Source organism: Streptomyces sp. NPDC045678 (genome assembly GCF_056432085.1).
In genome coordinates this window covers 500092-521658 of sequence record NZ_JBWKJS010000007.1, presented here as the reverse complement: position 1 = coordinate 521658, position 21567 = coordinate 500092, and the positions used below count along the sequence as shown (strand labels likewise).

The following is a 21567-nucleotide window of genomic DNA, read 5'->3' as shown; positions in this document are numbered from 1 at the left end:
GAACAGCGAGGTCACGGGTGAGCACCGACACCGTGAAGAGAACAGCGGCCGACGACTCCGAGGCCGTGGAGCGGCGGCGCGAGCAGCGCGGCTGGTACGTCTACGACTGGGCGTGCTCGGTCTATTCGACGAGCGTCCTGACCGTGTTCCTCGGGCCGTACCTCACGGAGATCGCGAAGGCGGCCGCGGGCCCCGACGGATATGTGCATCCGCTGGGCATCCCCGTCCGCGCGGGCTCGTTCTTCGCGTACACGGTCTCCGTGTCGGTGATCGTGTCGGTCTTCGTCATGCCGCTGGCGGCAGCGGCCGCCGACCGCACGGGCCGCAAGAAGCCCCTCCTCGCGGTCGCCGCGTACCTGGGGGCGGCCGCCACCGCGGGCATGTTCTTCCTTGAAGGGGAGCGCTATCTCCTCGGCGGTCTCCTGCTGATCGTCGCCAACGCCTCGCTCGCGGTCTCGATGGTGCTCTACAACTCCTACCTGCCACAGATCGCCCCTCCGGAGGAGCGTGACGCGGTCTCCTCGCGCGGCTGGGCCTTCGGATACGCGTCGGGCGCCCTGGTCCTGGTGGCGAACCTCGTCCTGTTCCTGGCCCACGACAGCTTCGGCGTCTCCGAGTCGACCGCGGTCCGCATCTGCCTCGCGTCGGCGGGTCTCTGGTGGGGCGCCTTCACCGTCGTACCGCTGAAGCGGCTGCGGGACCGCCGGACGCCCGCGCGCGAGGCCGACACGGCGGCCCGGGGCGGGTGGCGGCAGCTGCGGTCGACCGCGCGGGACATGCGGCGCCACCCCCACACACTCGCGTTCCTGCTCGCCTACCTGGTCTACAACGACGGGGTCCAGACGGTGATCTCCCAGGCGTCCGTCTACGGTTCCGAGGAGCTCGGCCTCGGTCAGTCCACGCTGATCGTCGCGGTCCTGCTGGTCCAGGTGCTCGCGGTCGCGGGCGCCCTCGCCATGGGGCGACTCGCCCGGACGTACGGCGCCAAGCGGACCATTCTCGGATCGCTCGTGGCCTGGACGGTGACGATCGGGGCCGGGTACTTCCTGCCCGCCGGCGCGCCCGCGTGGTTCTTCGTCCTGGCCGCGGGGATCGGCCTGGTGCTCGGCGGCACCCAGGCCCTGTCCCGCTCGCTCTTCTCGCACCTGGTGCCGCGCGGGAAGGAGGCCGAGTACTTCTCCGCGTACGAGATCAGTGACCGCGGGATGGCCTGGCTGGGACCGTTGATCTTCGGCCTCACGTATCAGCTCACGGGAAGTTACCGGGATGCGATCGTGTCGCTCGTGGCGTTCTTTTTGCTCGGTTTCGCCCTGCTCGTACGGGTACCCGTACGGCGTGCGGTGCGCGACGCGGGCAATCCCGTACCCGACAGGATTTAGCAACTGAAGCCAAAGGCCGGTAGTGTACGCCTTTGGCCTGCCAGGCGGACCGTTACTGCGAGCTGAAGAATCAGAAACGCTGGGTGACATCTGCTGCCAGATGTGACAAACCGGGCACTGGTGGGTACAACAAGGGGCGGCATACGACGGCGACGCATAACCCTGAACGGGAATCTTTACCGCCGACCGGACGTTGACCGGATGACGACGACAGCGACACCTGTCCTGTGGGCGACAAAGCCCGGGAGGCACGATTCATGAGTGAGCGAGCTCTTCGCGGCACGCGCCTCGTGGTGACAAGCTACGAGACCGACCGCGGCATCGACCTGGCACCTCGCCAGGCCGTGGAGTACGCATGCCAGAACGGACATCGTTTCGAGATGCCGTTCTCGGTCGAGGCGGAGATCCCGCCGGAGTGGGAGTGCAAGGTCTGCGGGGCCCAGGCACTCCTCGTGGACGGCGACGGACCTGAGGAGAAGAAGGGCAAGCCGGCGCGTACGCACTGGGACATGCTCATGGAGCGCCGCACCCGAGAGGAGCTCGAAGAGGTCCTCGAGGAGCGTCTCGCGGTTCTCCGGTCCGGCGCCATGAACATCGCGGTGCACCCGCGTGACAGCCGCAAGTCCGCCTGACGGCGAACGCTGCGGCACACCGCACAACGCAGTACGAAAAGGGCCGGGTCCACTGCTCGACAGTGGACCCGGCCCTTTTGCGTCTCTTCCCCTGGCGTCTCGGCCCGCTCGCTCTCAGCGCGGCAGCTGCGGATCGTCCGGACGCGGGCCGCGCATGGGCGGCTCGTCGTCCCTGATGACCTCGCCCTGCACGACCTTGCCGTCGGGGCGGTGCATCCGCGCCTGCTGATAGGCGTCCCCCAAGCCGCCGGGCGTCGCCTCGCGCACCTTGCGCTCGAAGGTCCGCTCCGCGTACTTCCCCAGGGCCTTCTGGACCGGCGGGACCAGCAGGATCAGACCCAGGGCGTCCGAGATGAGCCCGGGCAGGATGATCAGCAGGCCACCCAGCATCGTCAGGGCGCCGCCTCCCCCGGTCTCCCGGGCGGGCGTCACACCGCTCTGCTGCTGTTGCACCGCCTCTTGGAGCTTGCGGAACGCCCGGCGCCCCGCGCGCTTGATCACCGCGGAGCCGAGCAGGAGGCCGCCCACCAGGAGCAGGAAGACCACGAGCCCGCTCGTGGCTCCCGCCACGACGGTGAGCAGCCAGATTTCCAGGACCAGCCACGCGGCGATGCCGAGCGGCAGGAACCTCAGTGGCCCGGAGCGCCGGGGCCGGGCGGGTCGGATGGGAGGCGGTGCGCCAGTCGTCATGCTCCCAGTGTGCCTGGACCCACCTCAGTCCGGCATAAGGGGATGATCAAGAACGAGTCCGGCGGTTCAGTCCTGCTTGCGCCCGATGGCCTTGCCGACCTTGCCGACCCGCTCGCCCACGCCCCAGGCCGTGACCCGCCACAGCGCCTCGACGACGATGTTCTGGCTCATCTTGCTGTCGCCGAGCTCCCGCTCGACGAAGGTGATGGGCACCTCGACGACGTGGTAGCCAGCCTTGACCGCGCGCCGCGCGAGGTCGACCTGGAAGCAGTACCCCTGCGACTCGACCTCGCCGAGTCCGAGGCCTTCGAGGGTCTCGCGGCGGAAGGCGCGGTAGCCGCCCGTCACGTCGCGGATCGGCACGTCGAGCAGGAGGCGCGAGTACGTGCTGCCGCCGCGGGAGATGAACTCGCGGTGCTTGGGCCAGTTGACGACCCGGCCGCCCGGCACCCAGCGGGAGCCGAGCACGAGGTCGGCGCCCTTCAGGGCGGTGAGCAGCCGGGGCAGCTCCTCCGGCTGGTGGGAGCCGTCCGCGTCCATCTCGACGAGCACGCCGTAGTCGTGGTCGAGACCCCAGCGGAAGCCCGCGAGATAGGCCGCGCCGAGCCCTTCCTTGCCCTTGCGGTGCAGGACGTGGACCTGCTCGTCCTCGGCGGCGAGCTCGTCGGCGATCTTGCCGGTGCCGTCGGGGCTGTTGTCGTCGGCGACCAGGATGTGCGCGTCCGGCACGGAGGCGCGCACCCGGCCGACGATGGACTGGATGTTCTCCGCCTCGTTGTAGGTCGGAATGATCACCAAGGCCGTGCCGAGCGAGCCGAACTGCCTCCCCTGGTCCCCTGCTTCGGAGACCCCGCCGCCGTCGTTCACTAATGCCCCTTCGTTCGTACGCAGAGGACCACCATAATGGCCGCTGCCTGCGACGCCACGACGGCACGGGACGTACTGCGGATCGGGGCCCGGCACCCTTCGGGCCGGCCCGGGACCCGCTGGCTGCGGATCGACCGAAAGCCGTTGTCTACTGAGCGTCCGGGCCCCACCCGGGTCACACCTGCCGATTCGGCTGATACGTTCCCTCGCCTCCGCGTCGCGGGCGCTGGACCTGGCTCCCAGTGGTGGTGCGCCGGTGCGGCACACCACCCGTGATCCAGCGGCGTTCGACGACTGCGTGGAGGTTCGCCGGTCGGACGTCCTGTGGTGGACCCGGCCGAACCTACCGGCCAACGGCGGCTCTCTGTCAATACCCGGCTGAGCTGCGGCGACTTAACGGACCGCCAGGTCAGTGCCGAGGATTCCCAGGTCGTACGGAGCCGCGACCGGCCACGATCGGCGGCGCGCACCGCCGGGACATCACTCGTCCGGCCCCACGAACACGGTCCTTCCGCCCACCACCGTGCGCAGGCAGACGGGGAGTTCGACGCCCGGCGAGAGGTCCGGCAGGCCGGGCGTGCCGGACCGCGGATCGGTCGACCAGCGGGCCACGCGGTCGTCCGGGGCCTGCACCACCAGATCGGAGGTGCGCCACACGGCGTAGTCCGCGGGCGCGCCCGGCACCAGGACGCCCGCGTCGTCACGGCCGACGGCGCGCCAGCCGCCGCGGGTGTGGGCGGTGAACGCCGCGCGCACGGAGACCCGGTGCTCCGGCGTGCGGTGGAAGGCGGCGGCGCGGACGGTGCCCCAGGGGTCGAGCGGCGTCACGGGGCTGTCGGAGCCGAAGGCCAGCGGCACGCCGGCGCGCAGGAGGGCCGCGTACGGGTTGAGGGTCCGGGCGCGTTCGGCGCCGAGGCGCTGGGCGTACATGCCGTCCTCGCCGCCCCACAGCGCGTCGAAGACGGGCTGGACGGACGCGGTGAGGCCGAACTCGGCGAAGGCGGCGATCGTCTCCGGGGTGAGCATCTCGGCGTGCTCGACACGGTGCCGTGCGGCGCGGACGCGGGCCGCACCGACCTTCTCGGCGGCCTGGCGCACGCCGTCGACCACAGAGGCCACCGCGGCGTCCCCGATGGCGTGGAAGCCCGCCTGGAGGCCTTCCTCCGTGCACGCCACGACGTGCGCGGCGACGGCCGCCGCGTCCAGGTACGCGGTGCCTGTGTGCGCCGCGTCGGCGTACGGCTCGTGCAGGCAGGCGGTGTGCGAGCCGAGGGCGCCGTCGACGAAGAGGTCACCGGCGGCGCCGATCGCGCCGAGTTCCTTCGCGCGCCGCACGTCCTGTTCGGCCCAGTAGCCGACGACGCGCGGGCCCGGCTCGTCGGCGGCGAGCCGCAGCAGCCCGGTGAAGTCGTCCTCGTCGGAGATCTCGGGGCCCGCGCACTCGTGCACGGAGCCGATGCCGAGCGAGGCGGCGTGGCGGAGCGCGGCGCGCTGGGCCTCGGTGCGCTGCCGCGGGGTGATCGCGCCGAGCGCCGCGGCGCGCACGCCGTGGTGGGCGTCGGCGGTCAGGGGGGCGTCCGGGTGGTATCCGGCGCGGTCGGTGACGCCGGGCACCAGGTCGAGCAGCGCGGTCGTGACGACCGCCGAGTGGACGTCGATGCGGGAGAGGTAGAGGGGCCTGCCGCCGGCCGCCTCGTCGAGTTCCGCGCGCGTGGGCGGGCGGCCGCCGGGCCAGCGGGCCGCGTCCCAGCCGTGGCCGAGGAGGACGGTGTCGTGCGGTCGCGCGGCGGCGTGTTCGCGTACGAGAACGAGTGCGTCGGCCAGCGAGCGGGCGCGGGTGAGGTCCAGTCCCGTCAGGGCGAGGCCGGTGGCCGTGGTGTGCACGTGGGCGTCCGTGAACGCCGGGGTGACCAGTGCTCCTTCGAGATCGACCACATCGTCGACACCGTCGGCGAAGGCGTCGGCCGCGCCCTCGGAGCCGACCCAGGCGACATGTCCGCGCTCGACGACCATTGCGGTGGCGAACGGGTCGGCGGGGCTGTGGACGTCGCCGCCGCGCAGCAGCACGGTGCGGTGGTTCGATGGATCCTGGGAGTCGTTCCCGGGGGCGGTGCTCTGGCTCATGGGACCAGTCTCGCCCCTGCCGTCGGGCGGCAGGCGCGGGGGTCACACCTGGGGCGGGCGCGCCTCGTACGGAGTGGAGAGGACGACGGTCGTGCGCGTGGAGACACCGGCGAGCGCCCGCAACCGGCTGAGCAGGTGCTCCAGCTCCAGCGGCGTGGCGACGCGGACCTTGAGGATGTAGTTCTCGTCACCGGCGACGCTGTGGCACGCCTCGATCTCCGGGACGCCCGCGAGTCGTTCGGCGATGTCGTCGGGGGCGCTGGGGTCGAACGGTTTCACCGAGATGAAGGCCGTGAGCGGCAGCCCGACGGCCTCGGGGTCGACCACCGCGGCATAGCCGCGGATGACACCCCGCTGCTCCAGCCTGCGCACCCGCTGGTGCACGGCCGAGGTGGACAGGCCCGTGGCCTTGCCCAGGTCGGTGTAGCTCATCCGCCCGTCCTTGACGAGCAGCTGCACGATCTGTCGGTCCAGCTCCTCCATGCGCCGAACCTACAGGGCTCTTGATCCGATCGGATAGCCGACTCGTCTCCCCGCTCGAGGGCAACTTTATTTGGCATGTGACGAACGACACACCTCTGTGACCGTGTCCGACAAGATGCAACGATTACCTCCACGACGGGACGGGAAGTGCTTGCTGTGGTCGAGGCCGCAGCGCCTTGTCGGCCCACCCGAGGGGGAGATTCCCATGCAGAATTTGAAGCGCCCCGGCCGGTCTGCCCGCGCCAAGCAGCAGCCGGTCGCCGAGCCCGAGCCGGAGGGCGTCGAACCGGCTGACGCCTTTCTCGACTCCTACGACACTTTTGAGATGTACCGGGTGAACTGCCCCGACTGCGGGCAGCCCATCGCGCTCCTCGCGGACGAGGACGTGCTGCCCGAGCACGCGCTGTGCCCCACGCCCTGGAACCCGTTCGGCCTCACGGTCTGTGCGGGCACCGGCCGCGCGGCCACGGACGCCGCGCCCACCGACGAGTCGATGGAGGCTCAGGAACAGGACACCGCCCTGCTCCTGACGCTCCCTCAGGGGCTCGACTGGCGGACGCAGCCCTTCTCGCACGTGGGCGGTCCCGGCTCGCGCCCCTTCCGGGTGCCGCAGCAGCACCGGCCCGCCGCCTGATTCACCAGTAGGCGCCCTGCACCATGGCGGCCAGGCTGTCGTGGTGCAGGATCAGCGCGTCCGCGGCCTCCGCGTCCGCGGGCACCGCCGCCTCGCCGAAGTGGACCTGCCGGTAGGCGACGCGCAGCATGACGATCGCGTGCCGCAGGGCCGCGTAGAGCGTGTAGAAGTCCATGTCGCGCGGTGTGTGTCCGGTGAGCCGGGCGTACGCCGCCTCGACGTGGTCGCGGCGCTGGAACAGCGGCAGCCCCGGCTGACCGAAGCTCACCGTCAGGTCCTGGAAGAAGCGGTGGAGGTAGACCGTCCAGCCGAGGTCGACCTCGCGCGGGGCGAGCGCCGCCATCTCCCAGTCCAGGACGGCCGCGGGTTCGAAGCCGTCGTAGACGATGTTCCCGATGCGCGCGTCGCCCCAGTTGAGCACGGCGTCGCCCTCGTGACGGGGCCACAGTTCCTCGAGGCGCGCGAAGGCGCTCTCGATGACGGGCGAGCGGGGCAGTCCGTCCACCACCCATGCGTAGTAGGCGTGTTGGGCGGCCACATGACGTCGTAGCGGGCTGCCCTCGCCCGGCAGCGCGAGGAACTCCGCCGCTTCCGGAGGCACTTGATCATGCAGGTGCGCGAGGATGCGGACCGAGGCCTCTTCGAGGTGCGCGCGTTCGGCGTCGGTCGCCGCATGCAGCCAACTGCCCTCGTACGTATAGGGCATGACGTCCGGTGGAACGCGTCCCTCGACCCGCTCCATGACGAAGAACGGCGCCCCGAGCGGGCCCGGGTCCTCCTCCAGCCACAGCACCCGCGGCACCGGCACGTCGGTGTGTTCGACGACGAGTCGCATCGTGCGGTACTGACGCGGCATGTCGTAGACGGGGAAGATCGTGTACGCCGCCGGATCCGCCGCGAGACGCAACGCGCAGCCCACGAACGGCGGTTCGGGGTGCTCGACGGTGAAGAGCAGGGTCTCGCTGGACATACCGTTGGACTCGGGGACGGTCACGTCGGCCGCTTTGGCGCCGGGCAGCCGGGTGTCGAGCCAGGCGCTGAGTCGGCGGGCGAGGTCTTCCGGGTCGCGCGTGGTGGTGCGGGGGCGGGGTGCCGTTGCCATCTCCGTGCTCCTTCCTCCGGGCAGGCCGCGCTCTCAGGGCGCCACGGAGTCGAATCCGGTGAAGCCGCTCGGGTCGTGGCGGCCGAAGCTGCCGTGCTCGAAGATGCCGTAGCCGGTGCGGCCTTCGAGGGTGAAGCGCGCGGCGTGGTCGATGACGCCGTACGCGGCCAGGGGGTGGGCCGCGGGGTCCGACAGGTCGTAGCTGCGGCGGTCGGTCCAGTCGCGGCCGCGCCAGGTGCCGTGCTGCCAGTCGTCGGCGGGCGGGTATCCGGCGCCCACGGCCAGGGGCAGCGAGACCAGCACCTGTACGCCGACCTCCAGGGGCTTGTGGCCGTCCGGGTCGGTGAGGTGGATGACGGCGCGCTCGGGGTGGCGGGTGCCGGAGCGGTAGGTGATGTCGGTGCGCGGCCAGCCGAGTTGGCGGTCGGGCCGGCCGGGCCGGACGAGAGTGGCGTCGTTGAGGGTGCGGTAGCCGTCCGCGTCCTCCTGGGCGATGACCATGAGGAAACGGTCGTCGAAGCGGACCGGGCACCAGATCCAGTGGAAGCCCTCGGTGGCGAACTCCTCCTCCAGACGCCCGCGTTCCTCGCCGGGGACGGGCCGCACGCCCCAGCTGCGGTCGCGGGTCGCGGTCCACTCCCCCGCCGTCACGGCGATCTCCTCGCCGCCCGCGCGGATCGTTCCGGCGGGCCGACCCGCCTGCACGAAGCGGCGCCCTTCGAGAGTGAGCCGGTCGCCGCGGCGCTGGGTGTGGTGCGGCTCCCACAGGGCGGGGAAGCCGGCAGTCCACGCCAGGTCGTACGAGAGGGACGCGGGGTCGTCGGGGTCGGCGGCGCACGTGAGGCGGATGCGATGCAGTGGTTCGTCCACGGTGATGCGCAGCGGGCCGACGCCGAGGTTCATCCGGTCCTCGCCCAGGGCGTCGCTGGCGCGTACGGCGTGGAGCGTGTCCCCGATGCGCAGAGTGGCGTACACGTCGATGACGCCGAGGTTCGGGTAGACGCCGAGCCCGAGGATGAGCAGGGCGCGGCCCTGGTGGTCGAAGAGGTGGAAGATGCACCGGTCGTAGGCGTTGCGGTCGCCTGTCGCGACGTACTTCATCGAGAGGGGGACCTGGTGCACGGGGTACTCGTCGAGCGGGACCGGACGGTCGTCTGCCACGGCAAACCTCCCTGGTCGCACGGCAGTTCAGGGTGGCGGAGGGCGGGGGCCCTCCGGCGCGGAGTTGACGGTACGTCAGTTCGCGAGGCGGAGCCAGACACCTGCGGGGCCGGGTACCTCACCGCGCCGCCGCCACGGACCGGCCGGAAACAGGCGCGGGCGGGTCAGGAACAGACGCTCGATTCTCCGGGGCGGTGACTTCCGCACGGCGGCGGGCGTTGGCCTTGTATGACCCCCACGGACATGGGCACGGACATGGGCCCGGCGCACTTCCCCACCGGGCGTCGGCGACGCACCCTGATGACGGTGCCCGCCTCCGCAGAATCGGTTGCCCAGCGGCCGCAGGAGCCTCCGCAGCACCAGGCTCCCCTCCAGCCCGTACAGCCCCACGTACAGCCGCACGCACACCAACCCGTGCACCAGCAGCAGGCACATCAGCAGCCCCTGCACCAGCAGCCCACGCCTCAGCACCTCGCGCCCCAGCAGTACCAACAGCCCCTGCGCCAGCAGCCGCACCAGGCCTACCCGCAGCCACAGCCGTACCAGCAGCCCCCCGCGCCCTACCAGCAGCCCCACGTCCAGGACCCGCCGATCTACCGCGCCCTGATCCGCCACTGGGCGGACCGCGGCCGGACGCTGCCGGGGCACCACGACGCGGAGTGGGTCAGGCTCGCGGCGCCGCCGGTGCGCCACGGCCAGTTCAGCGCGAGTCGGGACCCGCGAGGTGACGTGCGATGACCATGCGCTGGATCTGATTCGTACCCTCGACGATCTGCAGCACCTTGGCCTCGCGCATGAGGCGCTCCACCGGGAAGTCCGCCGTGTAGCCGTACCCCCCGAGGACCTGCACGGCGTCCGTCGTCACCTTCATCGCGGCGTCCGTGCACAGCAGCTTGGCCATGGCCGCCTGCTTGGCGAACGGCCGGCCCGCGTCCCGGAGCCGGGCCGCGGAGAGATAGAGCGCCCGGCCCGCCTCGATCTGCGTCGCCATGTCCGCGAGCATGAAGCGCAGGCCCTGGAAGTCCGCGATGGGCCTGCCGAACTGGCGACGCTCGGTCGCGTACCCGACGGCCTCGTCGAGAGCAGCCTGGGCCACCCCGATCGCGCAGGCCGCTATCCCGAGGCGCCCCGAGTCGAGCGCGGACAGCGCGATGGCGAAGCCCTGGCCCTCGTCACCGATGCGGCGGGAGTCGGGGATGCGCACGCCGTCGAAGTTGATCTGCGCGGTGGGCGAGCCCTTCATGCCCATCTTCTTCTCCGGCACCGCGGCGCTCAGCCCCGCCGCGTCGCCCGGCACCAGGAAGGCCGTGATGCCGCGGGCGCCGTCCGCGCCCGTGCGGGCCAGCACGGTGTAGAAGTCGGCGACGCCGCCGTGCGTGATCCAGGCCTTGGTGCCGCTGATGACCCAGTCGTCGCCGTCCCTGACGGCCTTCGTGCGCAGGGACGCCGCGTCCGATCCGGCCGCGGGCTCGGAGAGGCAGTACGCGCCGAGGAGGCCGCCGCCGAGCATGGCGGGCAGGTGGTCGCTCTGCTGCTCCTTGGTGCCGTACCCGGCGAGGGCGTGGCAGGAGAGGGAGTGGACGCTGACGCCGAGACCGACGGTGAGACGCGCGGCGGCGAGCTCCTCCAGGACCTGGAGGTAGACCTCGTACGGCTGGTCGCCGCCGCCGAACTCGGAGGCGTAGGGCAGTCCGAGCAGGCCCGACTCGGAGAGCAGCGTGAAGACCTCGCGCGGGAAGCACCCCGCGTCCTCTTCCTCGGCCGTCTTCGGGGCGATCTCGCGCTGGGCGATGTCCCGGACCAGCGAGAGCAGATCCCTGGCCTCATCCGTGGGCAGCTGACGCTCCACCGACTGCGTGATGTGGTCGGGCATGACGCTCTCCTCCCTGTGGGGCTGCGGCGGACGCCCGCGCTGGGTAGGGGCGGCGCCGCCGGGAAACGTGCCGAACCGTGGTGGTCTTCCGGGTCACGAAAGCTGCTGACCAGCGGCTCCGGCGCGTTGAGTATGCCCGATCGGCGGCGGCCCGTCACTAGTTAACGACCGCTTACTCGAAAGATAGCTGAAGATCGCTGGTGACCGGCGACGGGCGCGGCGGATTGGTACGAACCATTGACCGCACTGGTCTAGTCCTCCTACTGTTCCCCCGAACGTCTTAACGCGTTCATGCCAAGTCACACCCGCAGGTCCTCAGCAGCACTTTCCCCCTCCCGGTCCCCCCACGAGGAGTCACGATGCTCAGACCGCACACCTCCCGCGCCTCCTTCCGGGCGCTCGTCGCCACCACCTGTTGCGCCGTACTCGGCGCCGGTCTGCTGGCCGGCGCGGGCACCGCTTCCGCCGGACAGGACAAGGGCGCCGCACCGAAGGCCGCCGCCGGCTCCAAGGTCGTCGGCTACTTCACCGAATGGGGCGTCTACGACCGGAACTACCACGTCAAGAACATCGAGACGTCGGGTTCGGCCAACAAGCTGACGCACATCAACTACTCCTTCGGCAACGTCCAGGGCGGCAAGTGCGCGATGGGCGACGCCTACGCGGCCACGGACAAGGCCTATACCGCCGACCAGTCCGTGGACGGCGTGGCGGACACCTGGGACCAGCCCCTGCGCGGCAACTTCAACCAGCTCCGCAAGCTGAAGAAGAAGCACCCGAATCTCAAGGTCCTGTGGTCCTTCGGCGGCTGGACCTGGTCGGGCGGGTTCACCGAGGCGGCGAAGAACCCCGCGGCCTTCGCCCAGTCCTGCTACGACCTGGTCGAGAACTCCAAGTGGGCCGACGTCTTCGACGGCATCGACATCGACTGGGAGTACCCCAACACCTGCGGTCTGACCTGTGACACCAGCGGCCGTGACGCGTACAAGAAGCTGATGTCCGCGGTCCGTTCGAAGTTCGGCAGCGGCAACCTGGTGACCTCGGCGATCCCGGCCGACGCCTCCGCGGGCGGCAAGCTCGACGCCACCGACTACGCGGGCGCCGCCCAGTACGTCGACTGGTACAACCCGATGACGTACGACTACTTCGGCGCCTGGGACGCGAAGGGGCCGACCGCCCCGCACTCGCCGCTCACGTCCTACACCGGCATACCGAAGGACGGCTACAACTCCGACGCCACCATCAAGAAGCTCAAGGGCCTCGGCATCCCGTCGAACAAGCTGCTGCTCGGCATCGGCTTCTACGGCCGCGGCTGGACGGGCGTCACGCAGAAGGCGCCCGGCGGCACCGCGACGGGCCCGGCGGCGGGCAAGTACGAGCAGGGCATCGACGACTACAAGGTGCTGAAGACCAAGTGCCCGGCCAACGGCACGGTCGGCGGGACCGCGTACGCGCACTGCGGCAACAACTGGTGGAGCTACGACACCCCGGCGACCATCGCGGGCAAGATGAACTACAAGAACCAGCAGGGCCTCGGCGGCACGTTCTTCTGGGAGCTCAGCGGCGACACGTCCAACGGTGAGCTGATCAAGGCCATCAACTGACGTTCCGTGCACGGCAGAAGGGGCGGGGGCCGATGCGGCTCCCGCCCCTTCGCGTACGTCCGTTCAAGGCCGCGCGGGCGCCGGGTACGACGGCTCGAAGTCCTCGATCACCCGCAGCGTGTCCCCGAGCGTGCGCACCAGGAGCGAGCCGACCGTCTCCCGCGCCAGGCCGGGGCGGTCGATCCAGTCCAGCGTGATGCCCTCCACGCTGCACAGCCAGCCGATCAACGCGGTGCGCGCCAGCTGAGGTATGTCCTTGCGGCCGTACGCCCCCTCGGCGATCGCCCCGATCAGCGCCTCGCGCACCCCGTCCCGTATCGCGTACACCTCGGCGTCGAAGCCGACGCCGCCGCTGATGATCGTGCGGTACGCCGCCTGGTGGTGTTCCGCGTAGCGGAGGTAGCCGTCGACGGTGCGCTGCACCCGCTCCACGGGCGGCAGGTTGTCGTGGCGTCCGGCACGGGCCACCAGGTCGGCGACGGAATCCTCGATGATCGCCAGGTAGTAGCCGCGCTTGGACTTGAAGTAGTAGTAGATCAGCCCCTTGGCGACGCCCGCGTGCTTGGCGATGTCGTCCATCGACAGCGCGTCGTAGGACGTGTCGGCGAACAACTTCCGGCCGATGGCGATGAGTTCGGCACGGCGCGCCGCCGAGCGGTCGCTGCCGCGCTGTTGACTATTATTCAATTTCGGCCCTAGTCTCCAACTGCCTCGGAATCGTCCGCAGTATGGCAGAACGCCGCCACCTGCCGGTCGGCTCCCGACGGCTCTTCACGCACTCCCCTTACGCACGCTTGGCGACGCGGAACGACGTACGGGAGGAAGACAGTGAGCGCAGCACGCACCGCGTTACGCGAGGGCAGAACCTCCTGGAAGAAGACGGCGGCGATGGCCCTGCCGGCCGTCCTGGCCGTCGGTGTGATGGCCTCCGTGATGGCCGAGGGCGCGCTCGCCGCGTCCTTCGCGGTCTCCGGGACCAGCTTCCAGGTGTCCTCCGGGAAACTGACCAGCCAGGGCCTCTCCTCCTACGTACAGACGGACCGGGACATCGACGGCAAGGGGCACCCGGTGGCGCTCCTCGGGATCGGTGACGCGACCCTCTCCGACATCTGCCAGGCCGCCGAGGTCAAGACGCCGGTGGGCACCGTCGTGTTCAAGCTGACCGCGGGCGGCGACGCGGGCAACGTCACCGCGAGCAACCTCGTCATCGACGGCGAGGACCTGGTGGGCGACGCCCGCTTCGGTACCGCGCAGATCGGCAGGGACGCCTCGACGCTCGACGAAGTGCCGGGCGTCAAGGGCGAGAAGGGCAAGTTCGGACTGCAGGCCGGGGACATCACGGTCTCCGGCGTGAAGTCGCACGCCTGGTCGGCGACCGGCGGCAACTTCCGGCTCAAGGGCATGCGGCTCGACGTCAGCCTGGATGGCAAGAAGTGCTTCTGACCGGCGGCGGCAGAAGCGGCGTCAGGCCGTTCCGCACCGACGGCGGCGGCTGGCTCGACCGACGGCTGCCGTGGCCCGACCAGCGCCGTGTCGTCCGCAGATGGCGCCGCACCCGCCCATTCTGGGCGGGCCTGCTGCTGCTCCTCGGCGGCGCCGAGCTCCTCCTGATCCCGCTCTCCCCGCTGACCGTGCTCGTCAGCCTGGGGCTCGGCGGCATCGCGGCCCTCGGCATCGGGATCGCGCTGGTCGTGGCGGGCCTCTTCCTGTGGCTGCTGCCGCACACGCACCACTACGTGAGCGTCAACGCCATGATCCTCTCGGTGCTCTCGTTCGCCGCGACGAACCTCGGCGGGTTCCTCGTCGGCATGCTGCTCGGCATCGCGGGGAGCGCCATGGGGTTCGCCTGGACCCCGGTGCCGCGGGACGCCGAGGAGGATCCGGCGCGCCCCAGGGTGCGCGACGGGCAGGGCACGCGGACGCTGGCCGTACTGCTGCCCGTGGCGATGACCGCCGGGCTGATCGCGCACGGCGGCCGGGCGGAGGCGCTCCCGGCGGCGGCCCCCGCGGACGCGATCGTGGCGCCGCGGGTGCCGCCGACCGTCACCACCACGCTCTTCGCGCCGCAGGGCTTCCTCCTGGCCGGGGTCCGGGAGATCCCGACCGCGGACGGGCCGCTGAAGGTCATGGTGCTGCGGATGAAGGCCGCCTCACTCACCGACTACCGGCTCAAGACCCGCGACGGCGGCAACGAACTGGCCCTCGGCGCCGACACGTTGGACCTGAGCGGCGAGGTCACCCTCTACCTGACCAAGTTCAAGGGGTGTCTGGAGGGCATCCTCTGTCTGACCTTCACGCCCGACAAGCTGCCGGTGCCGCCCGTGGTGCCGCCCTTCGTCTTCATGACGGACGTGAGCGCCGAGCAGGCCCTGGTCACCTCGGACTCGATCGTGGCGGGCGGTCTCGACCTGCGGGCCTCGGCGTGAGGGGCGCGGCATGAGGGGCGCGGCATGATCCAGATTCAGGCGGCGCTGTTCTGGGCGTACGCGATCGGCGCGACGTTCGCCCTCTCCGCCGGGCGGCAGCTGCAGGTGTGGGAGCAGATCAACGCGGGCGAGGGCCCGCGCACCCGCAGCCGCGCCGCCAACCCGTACCTGGCGCTCACGGCGCTCTTCGCCTCCGTCCTCATGGTGCCGACGGGGCTCTTCCTGCTCTGGCAGAACCCGTCCTGGTCGACCATGCACGTGGCGGACGGCCACGACGGCGTGTGGGCGGGGTTCGTCCTCTTCTACGCGGGCGGGATCCCGGTCGCCGCGATCCTCGGGTTCCTCCTGGCGCAGGGCCTCGTGCTCGTGGGCGCCGGCTACTGGGCGTACCTGAACTGCGTCGGAGGGTACTTCCTGCTGTTCGGGACGCTGATCCACGGGTGGGACGGCAGGGGGTACGAGCGGTTCCTCTCGTCCGGCTCCGGGGAGTTCGCCGGCTGGCGGCGGGACAGCGTCGTCAACCACGTCCTGGACTTCGTGACGTCCGGGACGTTCCTCGCGCTGCTGCTCTTCGGGGCCGCTGTGATCGGCGTCATGCTGATGACGGAGATCGGCTGGCTCATGGAGGGCTGGTCACTGCCCGGCGCGGACGAGGACCGCAAGGTGCCGCGGCTGCTCGCCGTCGCCATCGCGGCGGCGGGGGTGTACGGCCTGCCGTTCGTGGGCGCGCTCTTCGCGAGCGTCCTGGTGCGCCTGGCCGGCGGGTGGCTCGGGCTCCCGCTGTTCGCGGTCGTGGCGGGCCTCGCGCTGCTGCACGGGCGCTCGCCGGTGCGGTGGCTGTACGGCCTGGTGGGCGTGCCCGGACGGCACTGGCGGGCCGGCCTCGACGAGACCGGCCGCGGTCAGGAGAGCGGCGTCACAACAGACCGGTCTGCGTGACGAGCATCGCGAGGACGACGACGAGGGTCCAGCCGGCGAAGTGCTCCAGCAGATTCGGTCCGTCGTCCTTGGGGCCGCCGGTGCGGGCCTTCGCGCGGACGGCGGTGGCAGAGGTCGCGGTCATGTCTTTCTCACTGACGTTCGTCCGGCAGGGCTCCCCCACGAGGTCCCGGTGACGACTCCACCCCTCGGGACCCCTCTACCTTGCCAGCAGGAAGTGCTCTTGCGGGCGAGACCTTGGTCACCCCACAACTACGGCGTCACGCTGCGCGTCTAAGTACCGACGGCGGGGTCTCACCCCGTCCGTCCGCCCGTGCACCGTACGACCGAGAGGTTTCCGATGAGCACGAACCGGACGATGCCCCGCCGCAGGGCGCGGCTCGCCCTCGCCGCCGCGATCACCGCGACGGTCGCCCTGAGCGCCCCGGTCTCGCAGGCCGCCCCGGCCCCCGAGGAGAAGCCGTCCCCGGGTGCGCCCGGACTCGGCGACCCGATGTTCCCGCTGGACGGGAACGGCGGATATCAGGTGGAGCGCTACTACCTGGACTTCGACTGGCAGGCACCCAAGACGCCCTTCGGGGCGACGACGACGATCAAGGCGCGGTCCACCCAGGCGCTCTCGCGCTTCAACCTGGACTTCGGCGGCAACACCCTGCACAAGGTCACGGTGAACGGCTCCGCGGCCGACGCGTCGCGCGAGGGCGACGAGCTGACGGTCACGCCCAAGGCGCCCATCGCCAAGGACAGTTCCTTCACCGTCAAGGTCACCTACACCGCCGACCCGACCCAGACCCGGCACCGCGACGACGCGATAGAGGACTACGGCTGGATACCCACGCCCGACGGCACGGTGGTCTACCCGCAGCCGAACGGCGCGCGGCTGATCTTCCCGGCCAACGACCACCCCAGCCAACGGGCGCCGGTCACCTTCCGCATCACGACTCCCGCCGACCGCACGGCCGTCGCCAACGGGAAGCTGGTCTCGCGCGCCGAGCGCCCCGACGGCCGGGTGCGCTGGACGTACGACTCCGAACAGCCGCTCTCCACGCAGCTGGTACAGCTGGCCGTCGGCAAGTTCCAGCTGGTCGACGACGAGGGTCCCGGCGGCATCCCGCTGCGCGACGTCGTCCCCGACGCACTGGTCGAGCCGACGGCCGCCTACCGCAAGCTCACCCCGGACCATCTGAAGTGGCTGCAGGACAGGCTCGGCCCGTACCCCTTCAACCGCTACGGCCTGCTGGTCGGCGACACCGACCTCGGCGTGGCCCTGGAGACGCAGACCCTGTCGCTCGTCCCCAAGGCGGACCTGCTCGGCACGAAGGTCGACGCCGAGCGGAACATGGTGCACGAACTGACCCACCAGTGGTTCGGCGACAGCGTGGCCCTCAAGAGCTGGTCCGATCTGTGGCTGAGCGAGGGGCACGCCCGCTTCTACGAGAGGGAGTACTCCGAGCAGCACGGCGGGGACAGCTTCGAGGCCGCCATGAAGACCGCCTACCAGGCCCACGACCAGTGGCGCAGGGACTACGGCGCCCCCGCGGAGCCGACCGAGCCGAACCTCTTCAAGCGCATGCGGTATGACGGCTCGGCCCTGGTCCTGTACGCGCTGCGCGAGGAGGTTGGCGACGCGACGTTCCGGAAGATCGAACGCGCCTGGGTGAACGGGTTCAAGGGACGCACGGCGAGCACACGGCAGTTCGTCGACCTGGCGTCGAAGGTCGCGGGCGAGGACCTGGAGGGCTTCCTTCACCCCTGGCTGTACGGAAGCAGGACGCCCCCGATGCCCGGACACCCCGACTGGGTGGTGGACCCGGCCAGGTGACCCCGCGAAGCGTCCGAGATGCGGCCTTCGTCCACCGCTCATAGCGTGGAGGCATTCCTACCGAAGGAGCCGTCATGGGCGAGAACGCCATGGACAAGGCAAAGGGCAAGGCCAAAGAGATGATGGGCAAGGCCTCCGGCAACGACCGTATGTCGGCCGAGGGCAAGACCGATCAGGCCAAGGGCAAGGCGAAGGACGCCGCGGACGACATGCGCGACAAGGCCGAGGGCGTGCGCGACTCGTTCCGCGAGGACCGCTGACCCCACGCTGTGTGCCCGCCCTCCCACGAGGGGGCGGGCACACGCGCGTACCGTGCACAAGAACCCCTACAGGGGAAATCCAGGGCAACTCCACATGCCCTACAGATGCGGTGGAGCGCCTGTCACGGCACCGGTCACCTCGTCGAGAACGCTGGTTAGGCTTGCGCCACACGCTGTGATCGCGTGGGGGGGGGCCGACCTGCGGGCGACACGAAGGGGACGCGCAAGTGCAGCCGGACGAGCGGGACTTGGACGGGTGGACGCCGATGGGTGCGGTCTGGCGGACGGTCGTCGAAGGAGTCACCGGCTCGATGGCCTACATCGCCGACAAGCACTGGAACGTCGTGGCGTGCAACGACGAGTTCAGAGCGCTCATCCCGGACGGCGAACCGCCGTCCAACATCATGCGGTGGATGCTCCTCGACGACCGGGCCCGCCACGACGTCCTGATGAACTGGACCGAGGACTGGGCGCGCGGCGCCTGCCCGGCCCTGCGGCGCGCCGTCACGAACCACCCGGCCGACCCCGCGCTCATCGACCTGGCGAGCGACGTGCGGAGCGATCCGCTCGCGGGCCCCATCTATCTGGCGACCGCGAGCTCCCACGCCCTGCACCCCGACGGCGTCGTGCGGCAGGTGAACCACCCGAAGAAGGGGCCCGGTTGGGTGATCGCGTCCGCCGCGAGCCCGCTTCCCGCGATCGACGCCATGCTCGTGATGATGCAGTACCGGCCGGGCGAGGTCCGCCCGCACCAGGCACCGCCGCTGAGCACGAACGCCCGCTGACGGACGCCCTCGGCACGACCGGGGCGATCAGCGGATCCCGACCGCGGCCAGCGCGGCGCGCTGCCGCTCGGAGAGTTTCGTCGGGAAGTACAGGTAGCAGACGCCGCCCGTGCCCGAGACGACCTTCCCCGAGGCGTTGTAGCGCTTCGTCCGGAGCCAGATGTTCTCCCACTCGCGCCGCTTGTAGACGCGTCGCACCGCCGCGTTGCTCGGCGACGCCGGGTCGTTGGCGATCACGTCGCCGTCCGCCGTGAACCCAATGACCGTCATCAGGTGGCCCGCCGTGCCGTAGCCCGCGCCGGTCAGCTCCGCCTTGAGGAACGACTGGGACGTTATGGCCGGGATGCCCGCGGCGATCAGCGACTCCAGCTCCGTGAGCGAGGCGAGGCGGGTCACCACGCCCTGGAGGTCCTTGTACGTCGACGCGTACGCGGCGTTGAAGGGCCAGTTGCCGCAGCCGTTGTACTGGTAGTCGAACGTGTAGCGGGCCGCGTGGCACACCTGCGGGTCCTCGTAGGAGGGGTCGACCCAGGCCAGGTCCTCCGCCGTCGGCTCACGTCCCCAGAACTCGATGATCATCTGCGAGGACGTGGGGCTGCACCAGGCCTCGCCCCCGTTGTCGTACTCCGGGTACTGGCCCGCGTGGATCTCCTGCGAGTACCGCGGGACCGTCAGCTCCTTGGCCGGGCCCGGCTTCGACGCCGGGACCGTGAAGCGGTCGGGGACCGCGGAGGCCATCGCGCCGATGCGCCAGACCGTGGGGGTCCTGGTGGTGCCGGGCTTGCGGTAGAGGGTCAGGCGCAGCTGGTACGAGGCGACGCGCGGGCCAGTGGTCGTGTCGTCGAGGGAGAGCGTGTCCGTCCAGACCGTGGACTTTCCGTCGGTCTGGTCGTCGACCGAGGTGCGCCGGATGTCGGTCTCCTTGTCGTCCCCGGAGGTCCAGCGGCCCATGACGTACCAGGGGGACGCCGTCCCGTCCGAGTACGTGCCGCGCAGCTCGACCTGGAGCCAGGTGCCGGCCGGGGTGCGCGCGTTCCAGGAGGCGATCAGCTCCGTGGCGGGGACGGTGGAGCGGTGCGCGGGCGTGGTCCAGCTGGCGTACTCCCAGGTGGCGGTCTTGCCGGTGTGCGGGTCCGCGTAGTCGGTGCGGCCCGCGGGCCGTGCGATCCGCAGGCCGGGGCGGGCGCCCGCGACGGCGGCCGTGCCCTGGTGGGTGCCGGAGCTCCAGTCCTTGTGCGAGGTCCAGAAGCGGTTGTCCACGAGACGGTCCGCCCTGGGCCTGCGGGGCGCTGAGCCGGTGGCGGCCAGGGCGGGCGCGGCGGCGGTGACCGCGAGGGCGGCTGCCGCGGCCGCGGTGGCGGCGAGCACGGTTCTGCGGGTCATGTCATCAGCTCGGTCCGATCGCCGCGGCCGGTCGGTGCGGCCCGTGCGGTCGGTCTGTCCGGTGCGGTCGGTCTGTCCGGTGCAGTCGGTCTGTCCGGTGCAGTCGGTTCGGTCAGCTCGGTCCATGGAGGGGACCCCCAGTCGACATGGTTTCCGGCGGGATCCGGAAAGTCGGGTCAGGTGCACGGAAGTGGGCCAACTATGGCCGGTCCCCGCCGACTTCTGCCAGCGCTTCGGACACCGCCGTACGCATCAATATTGGCCTCAACCAATGGCATGACCTGCGACGGCGCGCGGAACACATTGTTCCGTGCGCCGTACCCTTGCCGTGATGACCGCGCATCCGCACACCCCGCTCTCCCGCCTCGCCGACACCCTGCGCCGCCTGCCGCCCTCCTGCGGCCCCGTCCGGCTCGTCGCCGTGGACGGACACGCGGGCTCCGGCAAGTCGACGTTCGCCGGCCGTCTGGCCGAGGCGCTCGGCGGCGCGCCCGTCCTGCGCCTCGACGACATCGCGAGCCACGACCGGCTCTTCGACTGGACGCAGCGGCTGTGGGAGCAGGCCCTCGAACCGCTCTCCCGGGGCGGGACCGCGCACTACGCGACGTACGACTGGAACGCGCGCCGCTTCGGCCCCGCCGACCGGCCCCTGCCGCCCGCCCCCGTGGTGATCGTCGAGGGCGTCGGCGCCGGCCGGCTCGCGCTGCGCCCGCACCTCGCCGCCGTGCTGTGGATGGACGTGCCGCACGAGGAGGCATGGCAGCGGGGGCGCCGGCGGGACGGAGCGGTCCAGCGTGATTTCTGGGACGGGTGGGAGCCGGAGGAACTCAAGCACTTCACCGGGGACCCCACGCGGCCCTTCGCGCACCTTTTGGTGCGCCAGTGTCCGGAGGGGTACGAGGTACTTCCGGGGCCCAATGTGACACTTACAGAGGCCTGAATCATCACGCTGAGTGAGCGATCATCGGCGGTCCGCTGAACCCCCGGGAATCCATTTCCACTTGGCCCGACGAGTTTCGGCGAGTGCCCCAACTCTGCTTGACCCAGGGCCCTTACAGGACTTACGTTCTGAATGTGCGGTCTTGCGACGCCGCCCACAAACGCGAAGCCCCCGATTGTTCCCCCGTGATCGGGGGCTTCGTTCTGCCCTCCGGGCCCGGATTCCGGGTGCTGCGCGCCCTCATTCGCTCACCGTCGGTGACCGACGGGCAGCCCCTCCATCGACGCTTTCCGGCCGATCGTCCGGTGCGGCACCCTACGGCCGACCGCTCCCCCGCAGGTACGATGCATCTCGGTGCGCCTTTTCGGACGAGTGCTCTGCGCATCGGAACAACTCCCGTCCGCAGCACGATGGTTCAGCGCAGTCGCCGGCGGGCACCGGTCCGGCGGTACGCAAACGGGGG

Annotated in this window: 22 protein-coding genes; 12 read left to right on the top strand and 10 right to left on the bottom strand. The window is 70.9% G+C overall.

The genetic code is table 11. The annotated features are described in order from the left end of the window. Positions 1–17: 17 nt before the first annotated feature. Complete coding sequence (locus AC07DO_RS26450) at positions 18–1379, top strand: MFS transporter (protein ID WP_479063151.1); 1362 nt, start codon at positions 18–20, stop codon at positions 1377–1379. Between the two features lie 257 nt (positions 1380–1636). Further along, the gene (locus tag AC07DO_RS26445; protein ID WP_030360404.1) at positions 1637–2011 is read left to right on the top strand and encodes an RNA polymerase-binding protein RbpA; all 375 of its coding nucleotides are present in this window, start codon (positions 1637–1639) and stop codon (positions 2009–2011) included. Positions 2012–2125: 114 nt separating this feature from the next. Here the strand turns inward: AC07DO_RS26445 and fxsA are convergent, their stop codons facing one another. From fxsA to AC07DO_RS26425, 4 genes are all read right to left on the bottom strand, one after another. Further along, on the bottom strand, positions 2126–2701 hold the full coding sequence (gene fxsA, locus AC07DO_RS26440; RefSeq protein ID WP_479063149.1) for an FxsA family membrane protein: 576 nt from the start codon (positions 2699–2701) through the stop codon (positions 2126–2128). Positions 2702–2767: 66 nt separating this feature from the next. After that, the gene (locus tag AC07DO_RS26435; RefSeq protein WP_479063147.1) at positions 2768–3568 is read right to left on the bottom strand and encodes a polyprenol monophosphomannose synthase; all 801 of its coding nucleotides are present in this window, start codon (positions 3566–3568) and stop codon (positions 2768–2770) included. A 480-nt stretch (positions 3569–4048) separates the two neighbouring features. Then, entirely contained in the window at positions 4049–5692 is a 1644-nt protein-coding gene (locus tag AC07DO_RS26430) for an amidohydrolase (RefSeq protein WP_479063145.1), read from the bottom strand. A 42-nt stretch (positions 5693–5734) separates the two neighbouring features. Further along, positions 5735–6175, bottom strand: coding sequence for an Lrp/AsnC family transcriptional regulator (locus AC07DO_RS26425; RefSeq protein ID WP_030789227.1), 441 nt, complete (start codon positions 6173–6175; stop codon positions 5735–5737). Positions 6176–6380: 205 nt separating this feature from the next. On the opposite strand from AC07DO_RS26425, the gene AC07DO_RS26420 reads away from it, so the two are divergent. Next, a complete protein-coding gene (locus AC07DO_RS26420; protein ID WP_479063143.1) occupies positions 6381–6809 on the top strand; it encodes a hypothetical protein in 429 nt (142 codons plus the stop codon). Position 6810: 1 nt separating this feature from the next. Here AC07DO_RS26420 and AC07DO_RS26415 read toward each other — a convergent pair whose 3' ends face one another. Both AC07DO_RS26415 and AC07DO_RS26410 read right to left on the bottom strand, forming a co-directional pair. After that, on the bottom strand, positions 6811–7911 hold the full coding sequence (locus tag AC07DO_RS26415; protein ID WP_479063141.1) for a phosphotransferase family protein: 1101 nt from the start codon (positions 7909–7911) through the stop codon (positions 6811–6813). Between the two features lie 33 nt (positions 7912–7944). Then, positions 7945–9072, bottom strand: a complete 1128-nt coding sequence (locus AC07DO_RS26410) for an Rv3169 family protein (RefSeq protein WP_479063139.1) — start codon at positions 9070–9072, stop codon at positions 7945–7947. A 228-nt stretch (positions 9073–9300) separates the two neighbouring features. Here AC07DO_RS26410 and AC07DO_RS26405 point away from each other — a divergent pair, with 228 nt between their 5' ends. Continuing rightward, positions 9301–9810 carry a hypothetical protein gene (locus AC07DO_RS26405; protein ID WP_479063137.1) on the top strand — a complete coding sequence of 170 codons (510 nt, stop codon included), beginning with the start codon at positions 9301–9303 and terminating at the stop codon, positions 9808–9810. On the opposite strand, the gene AC07DO_RS26400 is transcribed toward AC07DO_RS26405, so the two are convergent. Continuing rightward, positions 9773–10945, bottom strand: a complete 1173-nt coding sequence (locus AC07DO_RS26400) for an acyl-CoA dehydrogenase family protein (RefSeq protein WP_479063135.1) — start codon at positions 10943–10945, stop codon at positions 9773–9775. The genes AC07DO_RS26405 and AC07DO_RS26400 overlap by 38 nt on opposite strands. A gap of 359 nt (positions 10946–11304) precedes the next feature. On the opposite strand from AC07DO_RS26400, the gene AC07DO_RS26395 reads away from it, so the two are divergent. Further along, entirely contained in the window at positions 11305–12549 is a 1245-nt protein-coding gene (locus AC07DO_RS26395) for a glycoside hydrolase family 18 protein (RefSeq protein WP_479063133.1), read from the top strand. Between the two features lie 63 nt (positions 12550–12612). Here AC07DO_RS26395 and AC07DO_RS26390 read toward each other — a convergent pair whose 3' ends face one another. Next, a complete protein-coding gene (locus AC07DO_RS26390) occupies positions 12613–13236 on the bottom strand; it encodes a TetR/AcrR family transcriptional regulator (protein ID WP_479063131.1) in 624 nt (207 codons plus the stop codon). A gap of 201 nt (positions 13237–13437) precedes the next feature. Between AC07DO_RS26390 and AC07DO_RS26385 the strand changes: the two genes are divergently transcribed. From AC07DO_RS26385 to AC07DO_RS26375, 3 genes are read left to right on the top strand one after another with little or no spacing between them, the layout of a single operon-like run. Further along, positions 13438–13992 (top strand): DUF6230 family protein, encoded by a 555-nt coding sequence (locus AC07DO_RS26385; RefSeq protein WP_479063278.1) that lies wholly within the window; start codon positions 13438–13440, stop codon positions 13990–13992. After that, a complete protein-coding gene (locus tag AC07DO_RS26380; RefSeq protein WP_479063129.1) occupies positions 13983–14975 on the top strand; it encodes a DUF6114 domain-containing protein in 993 nt (330 codons plus the stop codon). Before AC07DO_RS26385 ends, AC07DO_RS26380 begins: the two co-directional genes overlap by 10 nt. A 24-nt stretch (positions 14976–14999) precedes the next feature. Beyond that, positions 15000–15914, top strand: a complete 915-nt coding sequence (locus tag AC07DO_RS26375; RefSeq protein ID WP_479063127.1) for a hypothetical protein — start codon at positions 15000–15002, stop codon at positions 15912–15914. On the opposite strand, the gene AC07DO_RS26370 is transcribed toward AC07DO_RS26375, so the two are convergent. Next, a complete protein-coding gene (locus AC07DO_RS26370) occupies positions 15892–16038 on the bottom strand; it encodes an SCO1431 family membrane protein (RefSeq protein WP_107097967.1) in 147 nt (48 codons plus the stop codon). The two genes, AC07DO_RS26375 and AC07DO_RS26370, sit on opposite strands and share 23 nt — an antisense overlap. A gap of 216 nt (positions 16039–16254) precedes the next feature. Between AC07DO_RS26370 and AC07DO_RS26365 the strand changes: the two genes are divergently transcribed. The 3 genes from AC07DO_RS26365 (at position 16255) to AC07DO_RS26355 (ending at position 18781) form a co-directional block, all read left to right on the top strand. After that, a complete protein-coding gene (locus AC07DO_RS26365) occupies positions 16255–17736 on the top strand; it encodes a M1 family metallopeptidase (RefSeq protein WP_479063125.1) in 1482 nt (493 codons plus the stop codon). A gap of 74 nt (positions 17737–17810) precedes the next feature. Then, positions 17811–17996, top strand: coding sequence for a CsbD family protein (locus AC07DO_RS26360; RefSeq protein ID WP_479063124.1), 186 nt, complete (start codon positions 17811–17813; stop codon positions 17994–17996). A gap of 227 nt (positions 17997–18223) precedes the next feature. Further along, on the top strand, positions 18224–18781 hold the full coding sequence (locus AC07DO_RS26355; protein WP_479063122.1) for an MmyB family transcriptional regulator: 558 nt from the start codon (positions 18224–18226) through the stop codon (positions 18779–18781). Positions 18782–18808: 27 nt separating this feature from the next. Here the strand turns inward: AC07DO_RS26355 and AC07DO_RS26350 are convergent, their stop codons facing one another. Then, positions 18809–20164 carry a peptidase C39 family protein gene (locus tag AC07DO_RS26350; protein ID WP_479063120.1) on the bottom strand — a complete coding sequence of 452 codons (1356 nt, stop codon included), beginning with the start codon at positions 20162–20164 and terminating at the stop codon, positions 18809–18811. Between the two features lie 331 nt (positions 20165–20495). Between AC07DO_RS26350 and AC07DO_RS26345 the strand changes: the two genes are divergently transcribed. Further along, on the top strand, positions 20496–21104 hold the full coding sequence (locus tag AC07DO_RS26345) for a uridine kinase family protein (RefSeq protein ID WP_479063118.1): 609 nt from the start codon (positions 20496–20498) through the stop codon (positions 21102–21104). The last annotated feature ends 463 nt before the right edge of the window (positions 21105–21567 follow it).